Raw genomic sequence first — 18,882 nt, 5'->3', positions numbered from 1 at the left:
TTTGGATTTTAGATTTTGCAGTCAGTGCATTGGGGAGTGAGGAATTATTAATTTCTCATTCCTAGCAAATGACAAATGACAAATGACTAACTTCTCAAGTTGACGCCGAATTTTTCCACCAAGGCTTCGCGGACTTTATTGTGTACTGGTTCCACTTCAGCCTCAGTAAGAGTGCGATCGCTAGCCCGATAAATTAAGCGGAATGCTAAACTCCGCTGTCCTTCGGGGACGTTTTCACCACGATATTCATCAAATAATTCCACTGATTCGAGCAAATCTTTACCAGCTTTGGTAATTACTTTTTCAATTTCGGCAACTGAGATTTTTACAGGTGCGAAAAAGGCGATGTCGCGATCGCTAGCTGGATATGTAGAATAAGGCTGGAATGTGGGGACGAGAATTTCAGCTTCTTCCAGAGAATCTAAAAGCACATCTAGATCCAATTGAAAAACATAAACGGAATCTGGTAAACCTTTTTCTCGTCGCAGTTGGGGATGGAGTTGCCCAAAAATCCCCAGTCTGTTACCCCGAATCCACAGAGAAGCGGTGCGTCCTGGATGTAAGCGCTCGTCGCGGCGATCGGGTTGAAATTCGATTTGCAAGCTAAGTTGCCGAAATACACTTTCTAAAATGCCTTTGGCTTCAAACCAGGTGATCGGTTCTTCGCGTCCACTTTTTGACCATTTGCCAAGGGTGCGATCGCCTCCGATAATTCCCGCCAAGGCTTCTGTTTCTTGCAAACCGTCTTCTTCTTGCCAGAAAATTTGCCCGATTTCAAAACCGTTGAGGGCACCATTACCCTGCTCTAAATTGTATTGAAAAGCATCAATTAACCCCGATATCAAATCGGTTCGCAGGGCTGAATATTCAACAAATAAGGGGTTTGACAGTACGATATTTCTGTCTTCTCCTGGTTTGACTAAAGAATAGTGGATTAATTCTGTCAATCCTTCAGCCCGCAGGAAAGCTCGTAACTTGCGAATCAGTTCTTGATCTAAAGGCAGATAACCAGCTTCCGCTTTTTCTGGTAAAGTATCGCAGAATTTGTTGTAGCCATAAAGACGGGCGATTTCTTCAATTAAGTCAATTTCTCGCTCTAAGTCGCGGTAACGATAGGGTGGGACAGAAACTGACCATGTAGGTTGATGGGTGCTATCTTCTCCTGAAGAAGTTAACTGACACCCCAATGCAGTCAGGATGCGCTCAACATCCTGTTTTTGCAGTTCACCTGTGTCTTCTTCTAAATCGATGGGCCCCAATATCTGATTAACTCGGTCTAAACGCAGGGCGATAGAACGACTCCAGGTAGAAGGATCGGGGCGGGTGTCAGCAATTTCTTGCTGAACTATAATTCCACTAGCTAATTCGCTAATTAAGGATAAGGCGCGGCGATTAGCTATTTCCAACTCAGCCCGGTTAACTCCCCTTTCATATCTGCCAGAAGCCTCACTTCTTAACCCTACACTCCGAGAAGAACGGCGAATTGCCACGGAATCAAATAAAGCTGCTTCTAGAACTAGGCTTTGAGTACCTTCATGGACTTCCGTTTCTTCCCCACCCATGACTCCCGCCAGTGCAACAGGTTTGTCGTTAGCGGTGATTAACAAATTTTGGGTTGCTAGGGCGCGAGTTTGTCCATCCAGGGTTTTGAGAGATTCTCCATTATTGGCGAAGCGAACGCCGATGCTTAAATTTTCGCTACTTGCAACAGATTTTAGGCGATCGCAGTCAAAGGCGTGCAGTGGTTGTCCCCATTCCAACAAAACATAGTTAGTAATGTCCACCACATTACTAATGGGACGTACCCCAGCCGCCCGCAAACGCTGTTGCAGCCATTCGGGAGATGGAGCAATTTTCACCTGTTCAATTACCGTACCAATGTATGCAGGACAAGCTTGGGTATCGGCAATTTTTAAAGCTAAATTTCCGGTATTTTTGGGAATAGAGACTTCAGCAGGTTCAGGAATGCTCAACTTTCCACCGGTTAAAGCTGCTACTTCTCTGGCTACGCCTACCATACTTAGAGCATCAGCGCGATTGGCAGTTGCGGTAAGGTCTAAAATTACATCATCTAAACCCAACAACGGCCGGACATCACTACCCAATGGTAAATTTTCCTGGGTAAAAATATGAATTCCGTCTATATCAGTGGGCAAACCGAGTTCCTTTAAAGAACAAATCATGCCCTGAGAGGGGACACCACGCAGTTTTGCAGGTTTGATTTTTAAATCAATTTTGGGTAAGTAAGTACCAGTAGTTGCCACTGGGACATAGATATCTGCCTTCACATTGGCAGCGCCACAGACAATATTTAAAGTCTCACCTGTACCGATATCCACTTGGCAAACACTCAATTTATCGGCGTTGGGATGGGGTTGACGCTCAAGCACTTTGCCAATAACCACGCCATTTGCCCAAGTGCGGCGGTCTTCAATTTCTTCAACCTCAAACCCTGCCATTGTCAGGGTTTCGGCTAATTCTTCTGGACTAAGTTTTATCTCTACTAGTTCGCGCAGCCAATTTAGAGAAATACGCATGGAATGTGCTTGTTTTAGGAATCGTCTTTTGCTCTTATTTTAGGGTGCCTGCTAGCGATCGATGGCTACTCGTCCCGCAAGGCTTACCCTTTCACTTGAACAATCCTACTACGTTAGACTAGCAATGTAAAAATAAAGTAAATACTGAGAATGTATCTATGCAGGGAAGTAAGACATTATTTTTATTTGGTTGATTTTGAGGTTAAACTACATACCCCCGGATTTCTCGCTTGTGAAAAATCCGGGGGTTTTGTTTTAGAAAAAAAGCGTGTCAACCCCTTTAGGGAAGTCAAAAGTCAAAGGTTAGTCATTTAGTTTCTACTAACAACAATTTTAACAATGTAGTCTTGGAGCGCGATCGTCTTTCCGTTGATTGGGTACGGAGAAACCCTGATCAATTTCACCGAAGATTTATCTGAAAGTTGAATTGGTAAAGGATCGCGACCTGGGATCAGGGTTAGCGTTAATGTTGAAACTTGCTTCCCATTTTTTATGATGTCTAATCCAATAATAACTTCCCCTTGCCAAATACAAGTTACATTAGAAGGACACCGAGAATCCTGGATAACTTCTGAAAATTTGATTTCAAGATTTTCAGTCGGGAGGTAAGCTGTCTTTCCATATTTAATATAAAATGGAGTATCTATAGTTCCAACTTTAGCCATCAATTGTTGATGATTACCTTGAGCAATTGATTGGACTTCGATTCTTGAAGGCTTGATATTTGATAAAATTCCATAGCTAGGAAGACAATTTACTCCACTAACAAATGTTAAGATAACTGCTGCGCTCACTACACTTTTCATTTTTATACTCCATAGTCAAGAATTTTATGATTAATTGAGCCAGAAAGCAGGCTGATAAATTGTTCTGTTTTCTGCTAGAGTGAAGCTTCAAAATACAAAATGCAATTAGCTAACGCGATGTGCGTAGGCGCAGCCCGTCGTAGACATCGCTTATTGCATAACCATTACGATTGAGAGCCGTTTGGTTTTTCACGCTTGAGCTAAAATACCATAAAACCAGCAATCTAAATACACAAGCTTTTTTCTGATTTCAAAAACTTCAACAGTGCTTTTCAAAGAATTTGTTGCTTAATTTATCTTGAAGATTGGCTGTAGTTTTACTTTCTAGCATTATTACTCCATATTTTAGCAATTATTACATTATGTAAAAGGGACATTATTTTTTCTCTGTTCTCAACAAGCCCAGTTTTTTGCGATGAGCAATGACCACGATTTCACAAGGCGTAGCCCATCGTAGACATGGCTTTGAGACTTGGAAAATAAATCAAATGAGAAATACTGATTTTTTCGTTGGTTCTTAACATTGGTTGCGATCGAGAGTAATTTAGATGCGTTTGCTTTGGCGATCGCAGAACTTGAATCTTTAAAACTCGATAAAATCTCACAAGTAATATTTTCTCACTCAATAGACTACAAAAATCACACTTCACTCTTTTTTGTAGTGTAATTACATTACATTGTATTGTAAAACTCCAAAGAGGTAAATTTGCCCTGTTTGTGCCGAAAAATCACTAGATAAACTGCCTCTAAAGCTTTCACCATAAGGATTGCCGGACATTTTTCTGAAATCTACCTCAACAAGATCGAAAGAATAGACAATCCAATCTAAAAAATCGGCAATACAATCGAAATTTTGTTCATTTTAAATATAAATTTGATTTTGTACACTTTTACTAAATGTGGTGATTGCTGTTTTTATTAGTATTTTTTATTGAAAATACAAGTAAAAAAATGCTTTCATTTATGCCGTTGATCTTCCTCTTGATAGAGGTATTTCAGTTTGAGTAATAGGAATTTAATTCTAATGGCAACTTCTGGCAATAGCAATCAAACTACTGGGTCACAAAGTACTAGCAACAATTTAACTGGTAATGGCAATTTTTCTTTCAGTGATGGCAAATGGCAGTCTACCGATGGCAGCAGTCTAGATAGTGGCAGTGGCTTTGGTGGCGCTGCTAGTGGTAGTAATACTTTCGCTTCCTTCATCGGTGGTGGTAACTCATCCACAACCAGTGAAGATGGAAAGTACAAATATAATTACGAGCGACCACTTGACGAGCGGGCTTTAACTGATACCAATAATCCGTTCAATCAACTCATCGGAGTCGTTGGCGGTGATATTACTGCCTTAGGTGATGGTAGCAACCCCTTTGGTGGTGCTAACGCATCTGGTGGCGGTAGCAACCCTTTAGCTGGTGGTGGCGCATCTGGTGGCGGTAGCAACCCCTTAGCTGGTGGTGGCGCATCTGGTGGCGGTAGCAACCCTTTAGCTGGTGGTGGCGCATCTGGTGGCGGTAGCAACCCCTTAACTGGTGGTGGCGCATCTGCATCTGGTGGCGGTAGCAACCCCTTAACTGGTGGTGGCGCATCTGCATCTGGTGGCGGTAGCAACCCCTTAGCTGGTGGTGGCGCATCTGGTGGTAACGCATCTGGTGGCGATAGCAACCTCCCTGGTAACTTACCATTTGGCAGCACTCCGCCTTCCAAGGAAAGTGGTAGCAACCTACCTGAAACTGGCAACGGTCAACCTGTACCTTATAAGAGCGACAACTGGATATCTGATATTCAAAAATTAGATGGTGCAAATGCTATCGGTAACAGTGGCCAAGGTAACGGTAACTGGCTATTTGGTAGTAACAACACAACCGACGGTAATGGTAACTGGAATTTTGGTAGCGGTAACACAACCAACGGTAACGGTAACTGGAACTACGGTGATGGCAGCAAAACCGAAGGTAATGGCAACTGGGGCTTTGGTAACGAGAACACAACCAACGGTAACGGTAACTGGAACTTAGGCAATAACAACGACATCCTTGGTAATGCCAATACATTACCTGGTAGTAAAAACGACATCCTTGGTAGTGGCAACACTGCCAATGTAACTAACAGCAATCTCCTTGGAAACCGGATTGAAGCCAGTGGTGATGACAAAACACTCATTGGTAATGAAGGCTGGAATTTCCCTGTTAGTGGCGAACTGATATCGCTAGGTAGTACTAAGCCTAGCCAAAATATAGGAACTGATGTCAGCAGTTTACTCAGTAGTTCTGACCTTGTAACATCCGCCATATCAAATCCAGGCTACAACAACCCAAATTATGATTTCTCTACCATAGCCTAAAAGTTTATAGCAGATAGGAGCCAGTTTTTGCATCGGTATGTCTGTCTATTGTAGCAATGACCTTTTTGCCAACTTGAGTTGATTACATTTTGAATACAATACTTCTGGATTAAGCTTTGCAGTTGACATTGCTCTCATTGAGCGGCGCAAGAATCAACCTTCTAGCACTTCAAGAATTTCAATCTGTAATTAACCCAGAAGTATTACTCTTTGAAATGTAGTGGGTAAGGTATAGAAAAAATAATTAACCGCAACTCATTGAAGTGGTTAATTTAAGTCAAATGCATAAAGACTATTTTCAGTAATTCGGCGCGAGTAAACGGTTTAGTCAGATATCCAGAAGCCCCGACTAATTTCGCTTTTACTTTGTCTACAATCCCTTTATTTCCAGTGACAAAGATAATAGGAGTGTTTTGAAATAGTGAATTGTTTCGTATAATCCGGCACAACTCATAACCATCTATTCCTAGCATGTTTAAATCCAACAAAATTAAGTCTGGTTTGTGCCTTATAATTGACAAAACTGCTTTCACTGGATCGTTAATAGTCACTACAGAAAAATTTTCATTTTCTAAGAAATAACTAATTTCTTTAAGAATTGTAGGACTATCATCTACAGAAACAATTTTGTGAACTTTTTGTACCGTTACAGTAGTAGCCGTTACTCTTTGGGAAGTAGAATTTATGTTATTTGATATTGTTGGTTCCTGAAAGTTTTCTTTTGAAGGAGTAGAAATCTGTGGTAATCGCTGAACAGTAACTATTTTCTCTTCAGGAATATTTGGGTAAGAATTGACAGTATTACTTAGTTCTTCTTTGGTGTCAACTAACCCTGAAATCAATTTTGAGAAAAGCGATTGCTCCTCAAAAATCTTTGGTAATTTATCATAAGGTGGATCTGGTTCATGGAGAATAATCGCACCCTTAAGGATGTAAGGGTATAAATTGCGAGCTAGTTGAATTTCATCTTGATTCAAAATTACAGCCAGATGACACAGGCTAAAACCCTTCATCCAGTTAATTAAATCTGGCTGTATATTTGGTAAATCTTGGTCATCAAACTTGCTGTTAATCAACAGATATGGACGTTGATATAGAGAAGAAATTTTCGGTATAAAAGCCTGCCAATTCTGTAATCTTACTTGGCAATACTCTAGAATTTTCTCTACACCTAGCCTGCAAATTTTTGGCATTCTATCGAGTGGTTCTGTTAATTCATAAGTACCTTCTTTGATGAGCAAAAATGATTCAATTACCTCTTTAACTAATTCTTGAACCAGCACAGCTGCTTGTGTAGAATGTAGATGTTGTTGACTAACAAGCCAGGATATAGCCTGATACTCAGGAGGGTGGCTTCTCGAATTACTGTCATTTTTGATTAACTGACTGTGTGAGTCAGGTTCAAACATCAGCCGTACTTGAACGCGAACCTCATTAGTAAGGAGTGGAATTTGCTGGCTGAGGCGTCGCAAATGGCGTTCTAGTCGATCAAATGGTTCCACAGAATGGGTAGCGTAAGTTATTTTGCCCTGTTCTAAGTAAATCGACCAAGAAACTGAGTTACTCAATACTTGTAAACAAGTACTGTCGGAACAATTGGATAATTGTCTTAACAAACTTAGAGGACGTAGTTTGGTGAATGTACCTGAGTTATTCATATTTTTCAAGTTTTTTGCGGAATCAACAACCGAACATTTGTAGATTTAAAATATGAGCTATAAAGTATTCTCTTATTTGTAATATTTTTCTACCCATAAATCATTTATTTGAAAATATGTACATATATTAAAAATTGTAAGGCTTATAATTTATTTGTTACATTTGGCACATTTTACTTAATTTCTCTCAAAAAACAAGTAGGTATGAATAAAGGTAAGCATCTATCATAGCTAGATTATCAGTAGATGTTGGTTAATTCTGGATTTGACTAACTACTGACAACTCTTGAGTGAAGACCTTAATAATGACGTTTATTTATGCCCACTCACTTCAAGAGGCAAATTTGATTCCAAGTTCGCGCAGTTACACTGGTATACTTATAGAGTTAACGAGCTTAATTATGGTTAATTACTTTTCCTTAAAGAAACGATTCTTCTACATAAAATCTTTAAAAACTTATCTAGGAAAGTTTACGTATTTATTGTACTGTAGGTTTAGTGGATATAACTTTTTGGTAGATACATTACAACAGGTAATGCTGGGTTTTGATAAACTATTTTTTGCTAAACTAAGCTGTACTCAAGTTCATCTTAAATATATAGAGAACTTCATGAAAATAATTTGTTTAATAAAGATTAGAGCATCTACCAATAGATACTATATTCTATAGTCGCCTCGGCGATTGAAACTATATACTCTGAGCAAAGGGAAATAAAGCTTTGGACTTTAACATAACACAAAAAGTTATGCATGATACATTAAGACTTGATGAAGTAGTAGAATTTGCTGAAAACCCAGAACCACGTTGTCCTTGTGTACTTTTATTAGACACATCTGGATCGATGCAAGGAGAGCCGATTGAGGCTTTAAATCAAGGTTTACTAAGCTTAAAGGATGAATTAGTCAAAAATTCCTTAGCCGCCAGACGGGTGGAAGTGGCGATCGTCACTTTTGATAGTAATATCAATGTAGTACAAGATTTTGTGACTGCCGATCAATTCAATCCGCCTATTTTGACAGCCCAAGGCTTGACTACAATGGGTGCGGGAATTCATAAAGCTTTGGACATAATTCAAGAGCGGAAATCTCAGTATCGTGCCAACGGGATTGCTTATTATCGTCCTTGGGTATTTATGATTACCGATGGAGAACCCCAAGGTGAGTTAGAGCAAGTGGTAGAGCAAGCATCCCAGCGCCTACAGGGAGACGAGGCGAACAAGCGGGTAGCATTCTTTACAGTTGGAGTAGAAAATGCGAATATGACGCGTTTAAATCAAATAACTGTACGTACTCCCTTAAAGCTTAAAGGATTAAATTTTATCGAGATGTTTGTCTGGCTGTCAACTAGTATGTCGGCTGTTTCTCATTCACAAGTAGACGAACAGGTAGCACTACCGCCGATTGGTTGGGGGACTGTTTAATTAAAAATTGCAGCTTGATGTTTACACAGCTAGCTGCTTGAAAAAAATTTATGAACATATCAAAACAGATTGCTCAATGGCGGATTGTGGCTGCGTCTGTATGTGGTACAAGTCACTTAAAAAACAATCAATTATGTCAGGATGCTCATCACTGGCAGATATTGTCAGATAATGTTTTAGTGGCGGCCGCAGCAGATGGCGCGGGTTCTGCTAGCCTTGGAAAAGTGGGAGCGATGGTTGCTGTGGAGACAGCAATAGAAAACATTTCTACCAAAGAGCTGACCCGAAAAAGTTTGACTGATGATACATTGGTGCGATCGCTCTTAAATGATGCCATACTAGCCGCCAAAAAAGCTGTGGAGGATGAGGCGGCTACTTGTGACAAACAGCCTCAAGATTTAGCAACTACCTTAATTATGCTGGTTGCCACACCAGAAGTTGTAGCTGTAGTTCAGATAGGCGATGGTTTGGCAGTGGCTAAAGATAGTATGGGCAACCTGCTGGCACTGACGATGCCTGATAGTGGTGAATACATCAACGAAACCACTTTTTTAACTTCGCCTAATGCCTTAGATACAGCACAAATGAGATTATGGCGCACAGACATAGTAAACGTTGGTATTATCACCGACGGATTACAAATGCTGGCTTTGAATATGGTTGTTGGCGAACCTCACAAACCATTCTTTTTTCCGCTGTTTGAATTTGTCGCCAATACCGAGGATAAGACAGAAGCGAAGGAGCAATTGGTAAAATTTTTACGCTCAGAGCGGATTACACAACGCACTGATGATGATTTAACACTCATTATAGCCGCATTCAACGACTCATGAGCAATCAATCTACAGGTTTCACATCTTACAATAACTCCCGTTAGCGGTAATTTCATTATGCAGGTACTACGTTGTTCCCCCAGAAAAGAAATCCTCAGTCTCAATGTCAGTTTGGGACGTGGCGGTGAAGCTTGTGTTTATGCAGTGCCATCTGATAACGACTTGGTGGCGAAGATTTACCACAAGCCAACCACTGCCCATGCAGAAAAACTCCAAGCGATGCTTGCCAACCCGCCAGAAAACCCTACAGCTAGTTTAGGGCATATCTCTATCGCTTGGCCAGAGGATTTATTACGGGCGGCAGATGGCAAAAATTGCATCCTGGGCTTTTTGATGCCACGTATTCAGGGGATGCGTCCAATCATCGACTTTTACAACCCCAGAACCCGTCGTCAACACTGCCCCCTATTCAACTATCAGTACCTGCTCCGCACGGCTCGTAACTTGGCGGCGGCTTTTGCCGCTTTGCACGCTAGTGGATATTGCATTGGTGATGTGAACGAGTCTAATATCCTCGTCAGTGACACAGCACTGGTGACTTTGATAGACACAGACTCTTTCCAAGTAACCAACCCAAACAGCAATGTTGTTTATCGCTGTCCAGTAGGTAAACCAGAGTTTACTCCACCAGAACTACAGAATAAAACTTTTGCCCAGCACGATCGCGAAATCTCTCACGATTTATTTGGGTTAGCGGTGCTAGTATTTCAACTCTTAATGGAAGGCACCCACCCATTTTCGGGGATTTTTCAAGGTGCGATTGAGCCACCACCTTACGAAGCACGCATTGCATCGGGTCATTTCACTTACAGCGGAAAGCGTTACGTACCCTACCTGCCGACACCCATTGCCCCCCCTTGGGAAATTCTCCATCCTAGCTTACAAGAACTATTTGTCCGTTGTTTTGAAGAGGGTCACAACAATCCACAGCTGCGCCCCAGTGCCCAGACTTGGCTCTCAGCAATCGCTGAAGCCGAAGATTCCCTGATTACCTGCACAACAAATCCCCAGCATCGCTACAACAACCACATGCGTAGCTGTCCGTGGTGTGAACGTACCGTGCGATTAGGTGGACGCGACCCCTTTCCATCACATCGGGCTATAGAAGCTAGAGAACATCTCCAACCGCGAATCAAAGCGAAAAAACGCTACACTCAGACACCGCATTTTCCCCAGCGAGCCATGTCACCGCAGCTAGCTAATTACTGGCAGCCAATGACTCCCAGCGGTTCATATTATAAACCTTCCAAAAAGTCAAAGTTGTACCCAATTATTTGTTGCTTGCTGGGTTTTGGTTTATTGGGATATGCAGACGTAATGATTAAATTTACTCAGCCGTTGGTTTCCCAAAATGCTTACACCCAACAAACAATTAAGTCTCCCCAGCCAAATAATAAACTCAGCTTCGCTGATTCTTATCAGCAAGGTTATATTGCTTATAAAGAGCGAGACTATGACAAAGCAATTGTCAATTTTAGCCAAGCAATTGAACAAGAACCTACACATGCTAGAGCAATTGTAAATCGTGGCAATGCCCGCTATAACCTGAAAGACTATGAAGGAGCAGTTACAGATTATAGCCAAGCTCTGAAAATCAATCCCAATCAAATCAAAGCTCTGGTAAATCGGGGCAATGCCCGCTATATGCTCGCCGAATATAGCAACGATCCTGATAGAGAATATAATCTAGCGATCGCTGATTATAATCGAGCCATTGGTCTGGATAATAATGAAATTGAAGCTTATGTCAGACGGGGGATTGTCCGCGCCCAAATGGCTAAATACAGCGGTGAATCTCAACAAGTTTACAAAAAAGCGATCGCAGATTTTACTCAAGCAATAAAACTTAATGTCTCAAAAGCCGAAGCTTACTTCCAGCGAGGTGTTGTCTATTATCAAATTGCTCAATATAGTAGCAATTATCAGCAAGAATATAATCAAGCGATCGCTGACTTTAACCAAGCATTAACCCTAAGCCCCAAACTAGCAAAAGCATATCTCAAACGAGGTATGGTTCGCTATGAACTGGCACAATATGGCGGTAGTGAATCTAACAAAAACCAGACGAAAGCTGTCGAAGATATACAGGCATCTGCCAAAATATTTCTTGAGCAAGGTGACATGGATAATTATCAGCAAGCACTCAGTAATATGTGCGTAGTTGTAGAAAACAAATGTGACCCTTTATTCCAAGGCTCAGTTAATGTGGAAAAAACTAACTAGAAATAAGTAAATTTTCTGACTTGCATATTATTGGTTTTGATTTAAAAAATCAAGCCTGACTAGGGTTAGCGCCAGCTAACCCTAGTTATTTTATGGGTGACATTTTTATTTAATTAAGTAATTTATTTGCATATTTGTAGATGTTCATAGAGCTTTTATATAGAAAAGATTTTAATTTATCTTCCCTTTATAATTTCACCAGAAAATACAGTTAGATTATTGACGGAGAAACAGAAATCAGAAATCAAATTTTCTCCATCTAAGTGCATCCTCTTCATCTCGAAAAAGTCAAATAATCATATCCCTACAAATCTTCGAGGTAATTGCATGAAAGCGGTGATTTTGGCTGGAGGTCTTGGCACACGCCTCAGTGAAGAAACTAGTATTAGACCCAAGCCGATGGTTGAGATTGGTGGTAAGCCAATTCTCTGGCACATAATGAAAACATACTCTGCCCACGGCATTAATGATTTCATCATTTGTTGCGGTTATAAAGGTTACATCATTAAAGAGTATTTTGCTAACTACTTCTTACACATGTCAGATGTTACCTTTGACATGCGATTTAACCAGATGAACGTGCATTCCGGTTATGCTGAACCTTGGCGTGTCACCTTAGTAAATACGGGTGATAATACAATGACAGGCGGACGCTTAAAGCGAATCAGCGAACATCTTGGTAACGAGACTTTTTGCTTTACTTATGGCGATGGTGTCAGTAATATTAATATCACCGAGCTAATTAAGTTTCACAAAGAACAAAATAGCTTAGGAACACTTGCCGCTGTTCAACCAGCCGGACGTTTTGGTGCTATTTCTTTAGGATATGAGCAAACCAAAATCACCAGCTTTCGGGAAAAACCGGAAGGTGATGGAGCTTGGATTAATGGTGGTTATTTTGTGTTAGAACCAGAAGTAATCAACTTAATTGCTGATGACTCTACGGTATGGGAGCAAGAGCCATTAGAAAAGCTAGCTGATATGGAACAGCTATCTGCTTTTAAACATGATGGGTTTTGGCAACCGATGGATACTTTACGTGATAAAAACTATCTCGAAGGGCTGTGGAAAAACAATCAGGCTCCTTGGAAGGTATGGTAGCCGCTAGGCGGAAGTCAAAAGGAGCCAGTGCGTTGGGCGGCTCTGCCGACTTGTTCGCGCAGCGTCTCCCCTTGGGAGAAGCAACTGGCGTTCAAAAGTCAAAAGTCAAAAGAACTTTATTTTGGGCTTTTATTTTGATATTTTATGATATGGCATGTTGGCTTCTGTCTTAATGTACTAGATTGTAACTCCAAAAAACACTTATTTACTCTGGCTCTTAGCTACAATAATACTAATGTATGATTTTGCGATTATAGGTGGGGGAATAGTTGGACTCTCAACAGCGTTGGCTTTAGGAAAACGCTATCCCAATGCGCGTATTTTAGTACTAGAAAAAGAGAGCCAATGGGCATTTCACCAAACTGGCAATAATAGCGGGGTAATTCATTCTGGTATTTACTACAAACCAGGAAGTTTCAAAGCTAAATTTTGTCGTGATGGTTCTCGTTCAATGGTAGAATTCTGCCAAGAGCATGGAATTGACCATGAAGTTTGTGGTAAGGTAATTGTTGCAACTGAAGAACAAGAGCTATCACGCTTAGAAAATCTCTACCAACGCGGTTTAGACAATGGCATAGAAGTCCAGAGAATTAGCCCCGAAGAAGTCAAGGAAATTGAACCTCACGTAAGATGTGTAGGTGGAATTCGGGTATCCTCAACTGGTATTGTTAATTACAAGCAAGTTTGTTTAAAATATGCCCAGCTAATTCAACAGCAGGGTGGAGATTTGTACCTAAATACAAAAGTCCTGAAAATCTCTCCAAGTGGTAAAAACCAGGTACTGCAAACAAACAACGGCAACTTTGAAACCCGCTTTGTAATTAATTGTACTGGATTGCATAGCGATCGCACCGCCAAACTAGGTCAAGTTGAACCCCAAGCAAAAATTGTCCCATTTCGGGGAGAATACTACGAACTCACCCCAGAAAAACGCTATCTGGTCAAGACACTAATTTACCCAGTTCCCAATCCAGATTTTCCCTTCTTGGGTGTCCACTTTACCCGGATGATTGATGGTAGCGTCCATGCAGGGCCAAACGCGGTTCTATCGCTCAAACGCGAAGGTTACAAAAAAACCGACTTTGACTTACGAGATTTTCTGGAAGTCATCACCTATCCCGGTTTCTGGAAGTTAGCAGCTAAACACGCTGATGAAGGTATCCAAGAAATCATTCGTTCTTTTAGCAAAGCAGCCTTCACCAGAAGTTTACAAAAACTAATTCCCGAAGTGCAAGCAGAAGACTTAGTTCCCACCCATGCAGGAGTCCGTGCTCAAGCCTTAATGAAGGATGGCAAGCTTGTAGACGACTTTTTAATTGTTTCCGGTCAAAACTCCATTCATGTTTGCAATGCTCCTTCTCCTGCTGCCACATCTTCTCTAGAAATCGGCAAAGCGCTTGTAGCAGAAATTCCCCAACTTTCGCATCTAGAGAGTGTAGTAACTGCATAGATAGCATAGTTGTTATTTCCGGGACTGCTGAATTAAGGGATGAATCTTGTATAGTGGGCATCTTTGCCTGCCTGGAAACACAAAGGAAAGGTAAGACACCCATCCGAAAAAAGTATCATGCATCAATTAAGAACCGCTATAAGTGCTGCTACCCAATGAGTAAGCCTGCAAAGGTTTTAGTAACTACATAACGAAAAATGTAGCGGTTCCCTTCTAAATGCAACACACTCTAGGGCGTACATCTATGCGTCCAGCTAAACGAAGAATTTAACTCATCAACACAATACAAAGGAATTAACCACAATGAAAATATTAGTAACTGGAACAGAAGGCTATCTAGGTTCGTTATTACCGCCTCTGTTAATCGAACGAGGACATGAAGTTATTGGTCTAGATACTGGTTTCTATAAAGTTGGTTGGCTGTACAACCCTAGTGGAGTCACACCCAAAACCCTTAACAAAGATATCCGCAACATCACCCCTGATGATTTAGAAGGTATTGAAGCCATAGTTCACATGGCGGAACTCTCCAACGACCCAGCCGGACAATTAGCACCTAATATTACCTACGAAATTAATCATGTAGGTTCAGTTCGTCTAGCTAGTTTGGCTAAGGCTATGGGTGTGCGTCGCTTCGTATATATGTCTTCGTGCAGTGTCTACGGTGTTGCTACCGCAGGTGATGTCACAGAAGAATCCGCAGTTAATCCCCAAACAGCCTACGCAGAATGTAAAACTCTCGTAGAAAGAGATGTCAGACCACTCGCTGACGATGACTTCTCGCCCACCTTTATGCGGAATGCGACAGCCTTTGGTGCTTCTCCCAGAATGCGCTTCGATATTGTTTTAAACAACTTAGCAGGGTTGGCATGGACTAGCAAAGAAATCAAAATGATTAGTGATGGCACACCTTGGCGACCATTAGTTCACGCATTGGATATTTGCAAAGCAATAGTTTGCACCTTAGAAGCACCACGGGACATTGTACATAACCAAATCTTCAACGTGGGAGATACAGCGAATAACTATCGCGTTAAAGAAATCGCAGAAATTATTGCTGATGTTTTCCCAGATTGTAAATTATCCTTTGGTAACAACGGCGCAGATAACCGCAGCTATCGCGTATCCTTCGAGAAAATCAACACAATCCTACCCGGATTTAAATGTGATTGGAATGCCCGACTTGGTGCCCAGCAGCTATTTGATTTATTCAGTCAAATACACATGGCTGAAGATACTTTCTTGTTTAGAGGATTTACTCGTTTAAAACAGCTAGAGTATCTAATTCGGACAGAGCAAATTGACAAAGATTTCTTCTGGAATAAAAAGTAGCTAAAGTTGTCTTGCAGCAACGGACAAATAATCTAAGCTTCCGAATCAAATAGTGTTGATTCGGACTTACTCCATCCACTTATTTGCAATCATTGAATTAAATTTTATGGCACTCATCTCAGCATTAGTAAACGAGTTAGCCATCTGAAAGATAAAGATATTGCTGCTGGACTGCATTGTATAGAAATTTACATAAAAAGCCAAAGAAACAAAGCATAATTTATTAAATTTTCTCTTGAAAGCTAAATTAGAAGGTAAATCAATCGCTATATGAATAAATTGCTGACTATCGCAATTCCTACATTCAATCGTGCCCAAATTTTAGATAAACAACTTATTTGGTTAGCTAAATCTATTAAAGGGTTTGAGTCTGACTGTGAAATCTTTATTTCTGATAATTGTTCTACAGATAATACCCAAGAAGTTATTAAAAAGTGGCAGATAATTCTTAGTAATGTCACATTTACATCAAACAGAAATAGTGAAAATATCGGGGTTATGGGTAATATTGCTTGTTGCTTAAAAACCCCAAATAGTAAATATGTTTGGACAATTGGTGATGATGATCCAATTCAAGAGAGAACCCTAGATTATGTGTTAAGAACACTAAAAAAACATTCAGATTTAGCACTAATGTTTTTAAACTTCTCTGGTCGTCAAAAACGAACAGGCCAACTTGTTGTCGAACGCTGGTTGAATAGTGATAACGATGAATTAAGAGTTGATGGTAAAACTGTATTTCAAAGTTATCTGAATGAAAATTTTGGTGGTGTACTTTTTATATCAGCAGCAATTTATCGCACAAATCTAGTGCAACGCGCTTTACAAAACTGGCCGTCTGCTACTAATAATTGGGCCTCTCAAGCATATTGGACTGCATTTTGCGCTGCTCATGGAAGTGTCATCGTCACTAAAGACACTTATTTAGAATGTACTATGGGCGCTAGTCTTTTGGATCTTGACCCAACATGGAACTTTAGAATGCGATATGCTTACATACCTGAAGTTTATATAAAACTACTAAAGGTAGGATATCCTCATAAATTTTGTCAAGAAATGATTTGGCAGAATTTCCATCAAAAAACTGATTTAAAAATCCTATTAGGTGCTTTAAAACGTTGGCCTTTCTTGACAATCAAGATATTTATTTCTTACCTACGTTTGTTAAGCATATCAGCTTTGGCAATTCTTTATTCACCTAAACAGCTAGAGACTAGCCTGTAACCATTAATATATCAATTTATTAACTACTATTTCTTACCATGCAGAAATTACTGACCATTGCTATACCAACTTATAATCGTGCCGAATTACTGGATAAACAGTTAGCATGGCTAGCTCAAGCTATCAAAGGTTTTGAAGATGATTGTGAAATTTTAGTTTCTGATAATTGTTCAACAGACAATACTCAGGATGTGATTAGAAAATGGCAAATAATACTTAGCAGTATCCCATTTAAATCAAATAAAAATCATCAGAATTTAGGCGTTGTCAAAAATATTATGTATTGCCTAAATTCTAGCACAACAAAATATATTTGGACAATTGGTGATGATGACCCAATTCAAGATAGAGCCATTGCTTATGTGATTAGCAAACTGAAGCAATATGAAGATTTATCATTATTGTTTCTCAACTTTTCCGGTCGGAACCAAATTACTGGTGAACCAGTTCATCCACCAACAATTGTTGGTAATCGCTGGTTTGATATAGATAATGAAGATGGTGATGGTGATGGTAAAGCTATATTTGAACATTGTTTCTCAAAAAGTGTTGGTGCAGTCATTTTTCTGACTGCTACAATCTACCGCACTGATTTAGTGAAATGCGCTCTACAAAATTGGCAAGATGCTGAGAATAACTGGATATCTTTAGCATATTTAGCCGGGTATTGTGCTTCTAATGGTCGTGTAATTGTCACGAAAGAGACTTATTTGGAATGTGTTGTGGGTGTAAGTTATTGGCAGAAAGAACCAAAATCTGCACTGTTAATGCAATACAAACACATACCCGAAGTAATTTTGAAATTGGAGCAGAGTGGATATTCTAAGCAGTTTTGTAGGCGGATGCTTTTGCAAAACGGTAAAGAAGTCAACTTGAAAGTCTTCTTAGGTGCTTTAAGAAGATGGCCTATGTCCGCCATTAAGACAGTAGTCCCATTTTTGGCGTTAGTCAGTTTATGTGCTTTTGATGTGATGGTTTCTAAAGAATTTAGTTTAGCAGAATCAAATGAAATACCTGCTCAAGAAATGCGGAGCTATAAGCCATAAGCTACTAAATTACTAATAAATTGACATTGAAACTAGAAAGAATTTACTACATGTTTAATGTAATTAAACGCAAAATATCTACACTATCTGCTGACTTTCAATATTATGTAGCTCGTTGGAAGCATAGCAGAAATCTGCCAGCATTGGAAGGGCGCGATCGCAACATCCTTAAGGCTCTCAAAAAAGACGGTGTTTGTGTCACAACACTGGCAGATTTAGGCTTCAACTCTAGCTCTGAACTACTCAAAGCTGCTTACCAGCAATTGTCTCAGATGGAAAATCCCAACAACGACCATCTAGATGAAAAGTTGCCACAAATTTACACAGTTACAGGTTTACCAGAATTTTATGCGTGGGGAATGGAGAAAAGACTTCTCAATCTCATCGAAAATTATATTGGTCTTCCTATTGCTTTTCACGGTGTACATTTACGTAAAGATTTCCCTAGCAAACATCAGTTTGGCACACTATTATGGCATGGCGATTCCGAAGACCGTCGCATTATCAAAATCTTTATTTACTTGAATGATGTCGAAGAAAAAACTGGGCCTTTTGAATACATTCCCCGCTCTTTAACTTCCTTATTTAGTTGGAATTATATTCGGCTGTTCTACAAACTTTGGAAGTCAGGCTATAGGGGCATCGATGATGAAGAAGTGAAAACAGTCATCCCCAAATCAGCTTGGAAATCCTGCCCAGGCCCAGCAGGTACTGTCTTGATTGTAGATACGAAAAATACTTTGCATCACGGCATAGTCCGCACAGAAGAACGCTCAACACTATTCTTTTGTTACACCGCCAACCCTCCTGAAAAACCAGAACTCTGCACCCAATACTGGGATGATACTTATCCCAGAGCAGAGTTAAGGCAACAAGTAGAAAATAGCCGATAGCGTATTAAAGGTA

General features: G+C 40.3%; 14 protein-coding genes. 10 read left to right on the top strand and 4 right to left on the bottom strand.

Annotation, left to right across the window (positions count from 1 at the left end; all coding sequences use genetic code 11):
- Window positions 1-86 precede the first annotated feature (86 nt).
- The 3 genes from pheT to V7L12_RS13150 all read right to left on the bottom strand — a co-directional run bounded on the left by pheT (window position 87) and on the right by V7L12_RS13150 (window position 3,948).
- Window positions 87-2,537, bottom strand: coding sequence for a phenylalanine--tRNA ligase subunit beta (pheT, locus tag V7L12_RS13160; protein WP_335084667.1), 2,451 nt, complete (start codon window positions 2,535-2,537; stop codon window positions 87-89).
- Between the two features lie 311 nt (window positions 2,538-2,848).
- Window positions 2,849-3,343 carry a hypothetical protein gene (locus tag V7L12_RS13155; protein WP_335084666.1) on the bottom strand — a complete coding sequence of 165 codons (495 nt, stop codon included), beginning with the start codon at window positions 3,341-3,343 and terminating at the stop codon, window positions 2,849-2,851.
- Window positions 3,344-3,777: 434 nt separating this feature from the next.
- Window positions 3,778-3,948, bottom strand: coding sequence for a hypothetical protein (locus V7L12_RS13150; protein ID WP_335084665.1), 171 nt, complete (start codon window positions 3,946-3,948; stop codon window positions 3,778-3,780).
- 419 nt (window positions 3,949-4,367) lie between these two features.
- Here V7L12_RS13150 and V7L12_RS13145 point away from each other — a divergent pair, with 419 nt between their 5' ends.
- Window positions 4,368-5,687: a hypothetical protein gene (locus V7L12_RS13145; RefSeq protein ID WP_335084664.1), complete on the top strand. Its 1,320-nt coding sequence runs from the start codon at window positions 4,368-4,370 to the stop codon at window positions 5,685-5,687.
- Window positions 5,688-5,959: 272 nt separating this feature from the next.
- Here the strand turns inward: V7L12_RS13145 and V7L12_RS13140 are convergent, their stop codons facing one another.
- Window positions 5,960-7,345 (bottom strand): response regulator, encoded by a 1,386-nt coding sequence (locus V7L12_RS13140; protein ID WP_335084663.1) that lies wholly within the window; start codon window positions 7,343-7,345, stop codon window positions 5,960-5,962.
- Window positions 7,346-8,092: 747 nt separating this feature from the next.
- On the opposite strand from V7L12_RS13140, the gene V7L12_RS13135 reads away from it, so the two are divergent.
- The 9 genes from V7L12_RS13135 to V7L12_RS13095 all read left to right on the top strand — a co-directional run bounded on the left by V7L12_RS13135 (window position 8,093) and on the right by V7L12_RS13095 (window position 18,869).
- Window positions 8,093-8,767, top strand: a complete 675-nt coding sequence (locus V7L12_RS13135) for a vWA domain-containing protein (RefSeq protein WP_322660910.1) — start codon at window positions 8,093-8,095, stop codon at window positions 8,765-8,767.
- A gap of 50 nt (window positions 8,768-8,817) precedes the next feature.
- Window positions 8,818-9,600, top strand: coding sequence for a PP2C family serine/threonine-protein phosphatase (locus V7L12_RS13130; protein WP_335084662.1), 783 nt, complete (start codon window positions 8,818-8,820; stop codon window positions 9,598-9,600).
- Between the two features lie 57 nt (window positions 9,601-9,657).
- Complete coding sequence (locus V7L12_RS13125; RefSeq protein ID WP_335084661.1) at window positions 9,658-11,823, top strand: tetratricopeptide repeat protein; 2,166 nt, start codon at window positions 9,658-9,660, stop codon at window positions 11,821-11,823.
- A 327-nt stretch (window positions 11,824-12,150) separates the two neighbouring features.
- Window positions 12,151-12,924 carry a glucose-1-phosphate cytidylyltransferase gene (rfbF, locus tag V7L12_RS13120; RefSeq protein ID WP_292781938.1) on the top strand — a complete coding sequence of 258 codons (774 nt, stop codon included), beginning with the start codon at window positions 12,151-12,153 and terminating at the stop codon, window positions 12,922-12,924.
- A gap of 235 nt (window positions 12,925-13,159) precedes the next feature.
- Window positions 13,160-14,374, top strand: a complete 1,215-nt coding sequence (gene lhgO, locus V7L12_RS13115) for an L-2-hydroxyglutarate oxidase (RefSeq protein ID WP_335084660.1) — start codon at window positions 13,160-13,162, stop codon at window positions 14,372-14,374.
- Between the two features lie 303 nt (window positions 14,375-14,677).
- Window positions 14,678-15,706, top strand: coding sequence for an NAD-dependent epimerase/dehydratase family protein (locus V7L12_RS13110; protein WP_335084659.1), 1,029 nt, complete (start codon window positions 14,678-14,680; stop codon window positions 15,704-15,706).
- A gap of 270 nt (window positions 15,707-15,976) precedes the next feature.
- Entirely contained in the window at window positions 15,977-16,930 is a 954-nt protein-coding gene (locus V7L12_RS13105) for a glycosyltransferase family 2 protein (protein ID WP_335084658.1), read from the top strand.
- 38 nt (window positions 16,931-16,968) lie between these two features.
- Complete coding sequence (locus V7L12_RS13100; RefSeq protein WP_335084657.1) at window positions 16,969-17,976, top strand: glycosyltransferase family 2 protein; 1,008 nt, start codon at window positions 16,969-16,971, stop codon at window positions 17,974-17,976.
- Window positions 17,977-18,026: 50 nt separating this feature from the next.
- Complete coding sequence (locus V7L12_RS13095) at window positions 18,027-18,869, top strand: phytanoyl-CoA dioxygenase (RefSeq protein ID WP_335084656.1); 843 nt, start codon at window positions 18,027-18,029, stop codon at window positions 18,867-18,869.
- Window positions 18,870-18,882: the final 13 nt, after the last annotated feature.

It is taken from the genome of Nostoc sp. (assembly GCF_036918245.1).
Classification (GTDB): Bacteria; Cyanobacteriota; Cyanobacteriia; order Cyanobacteriales; family Nostocaceae; genus Nostoc.
Note: the sequence above shows the minus strand (reverse complement) of the source record. Positions and strands in the feature narration are given on the sequence as shown.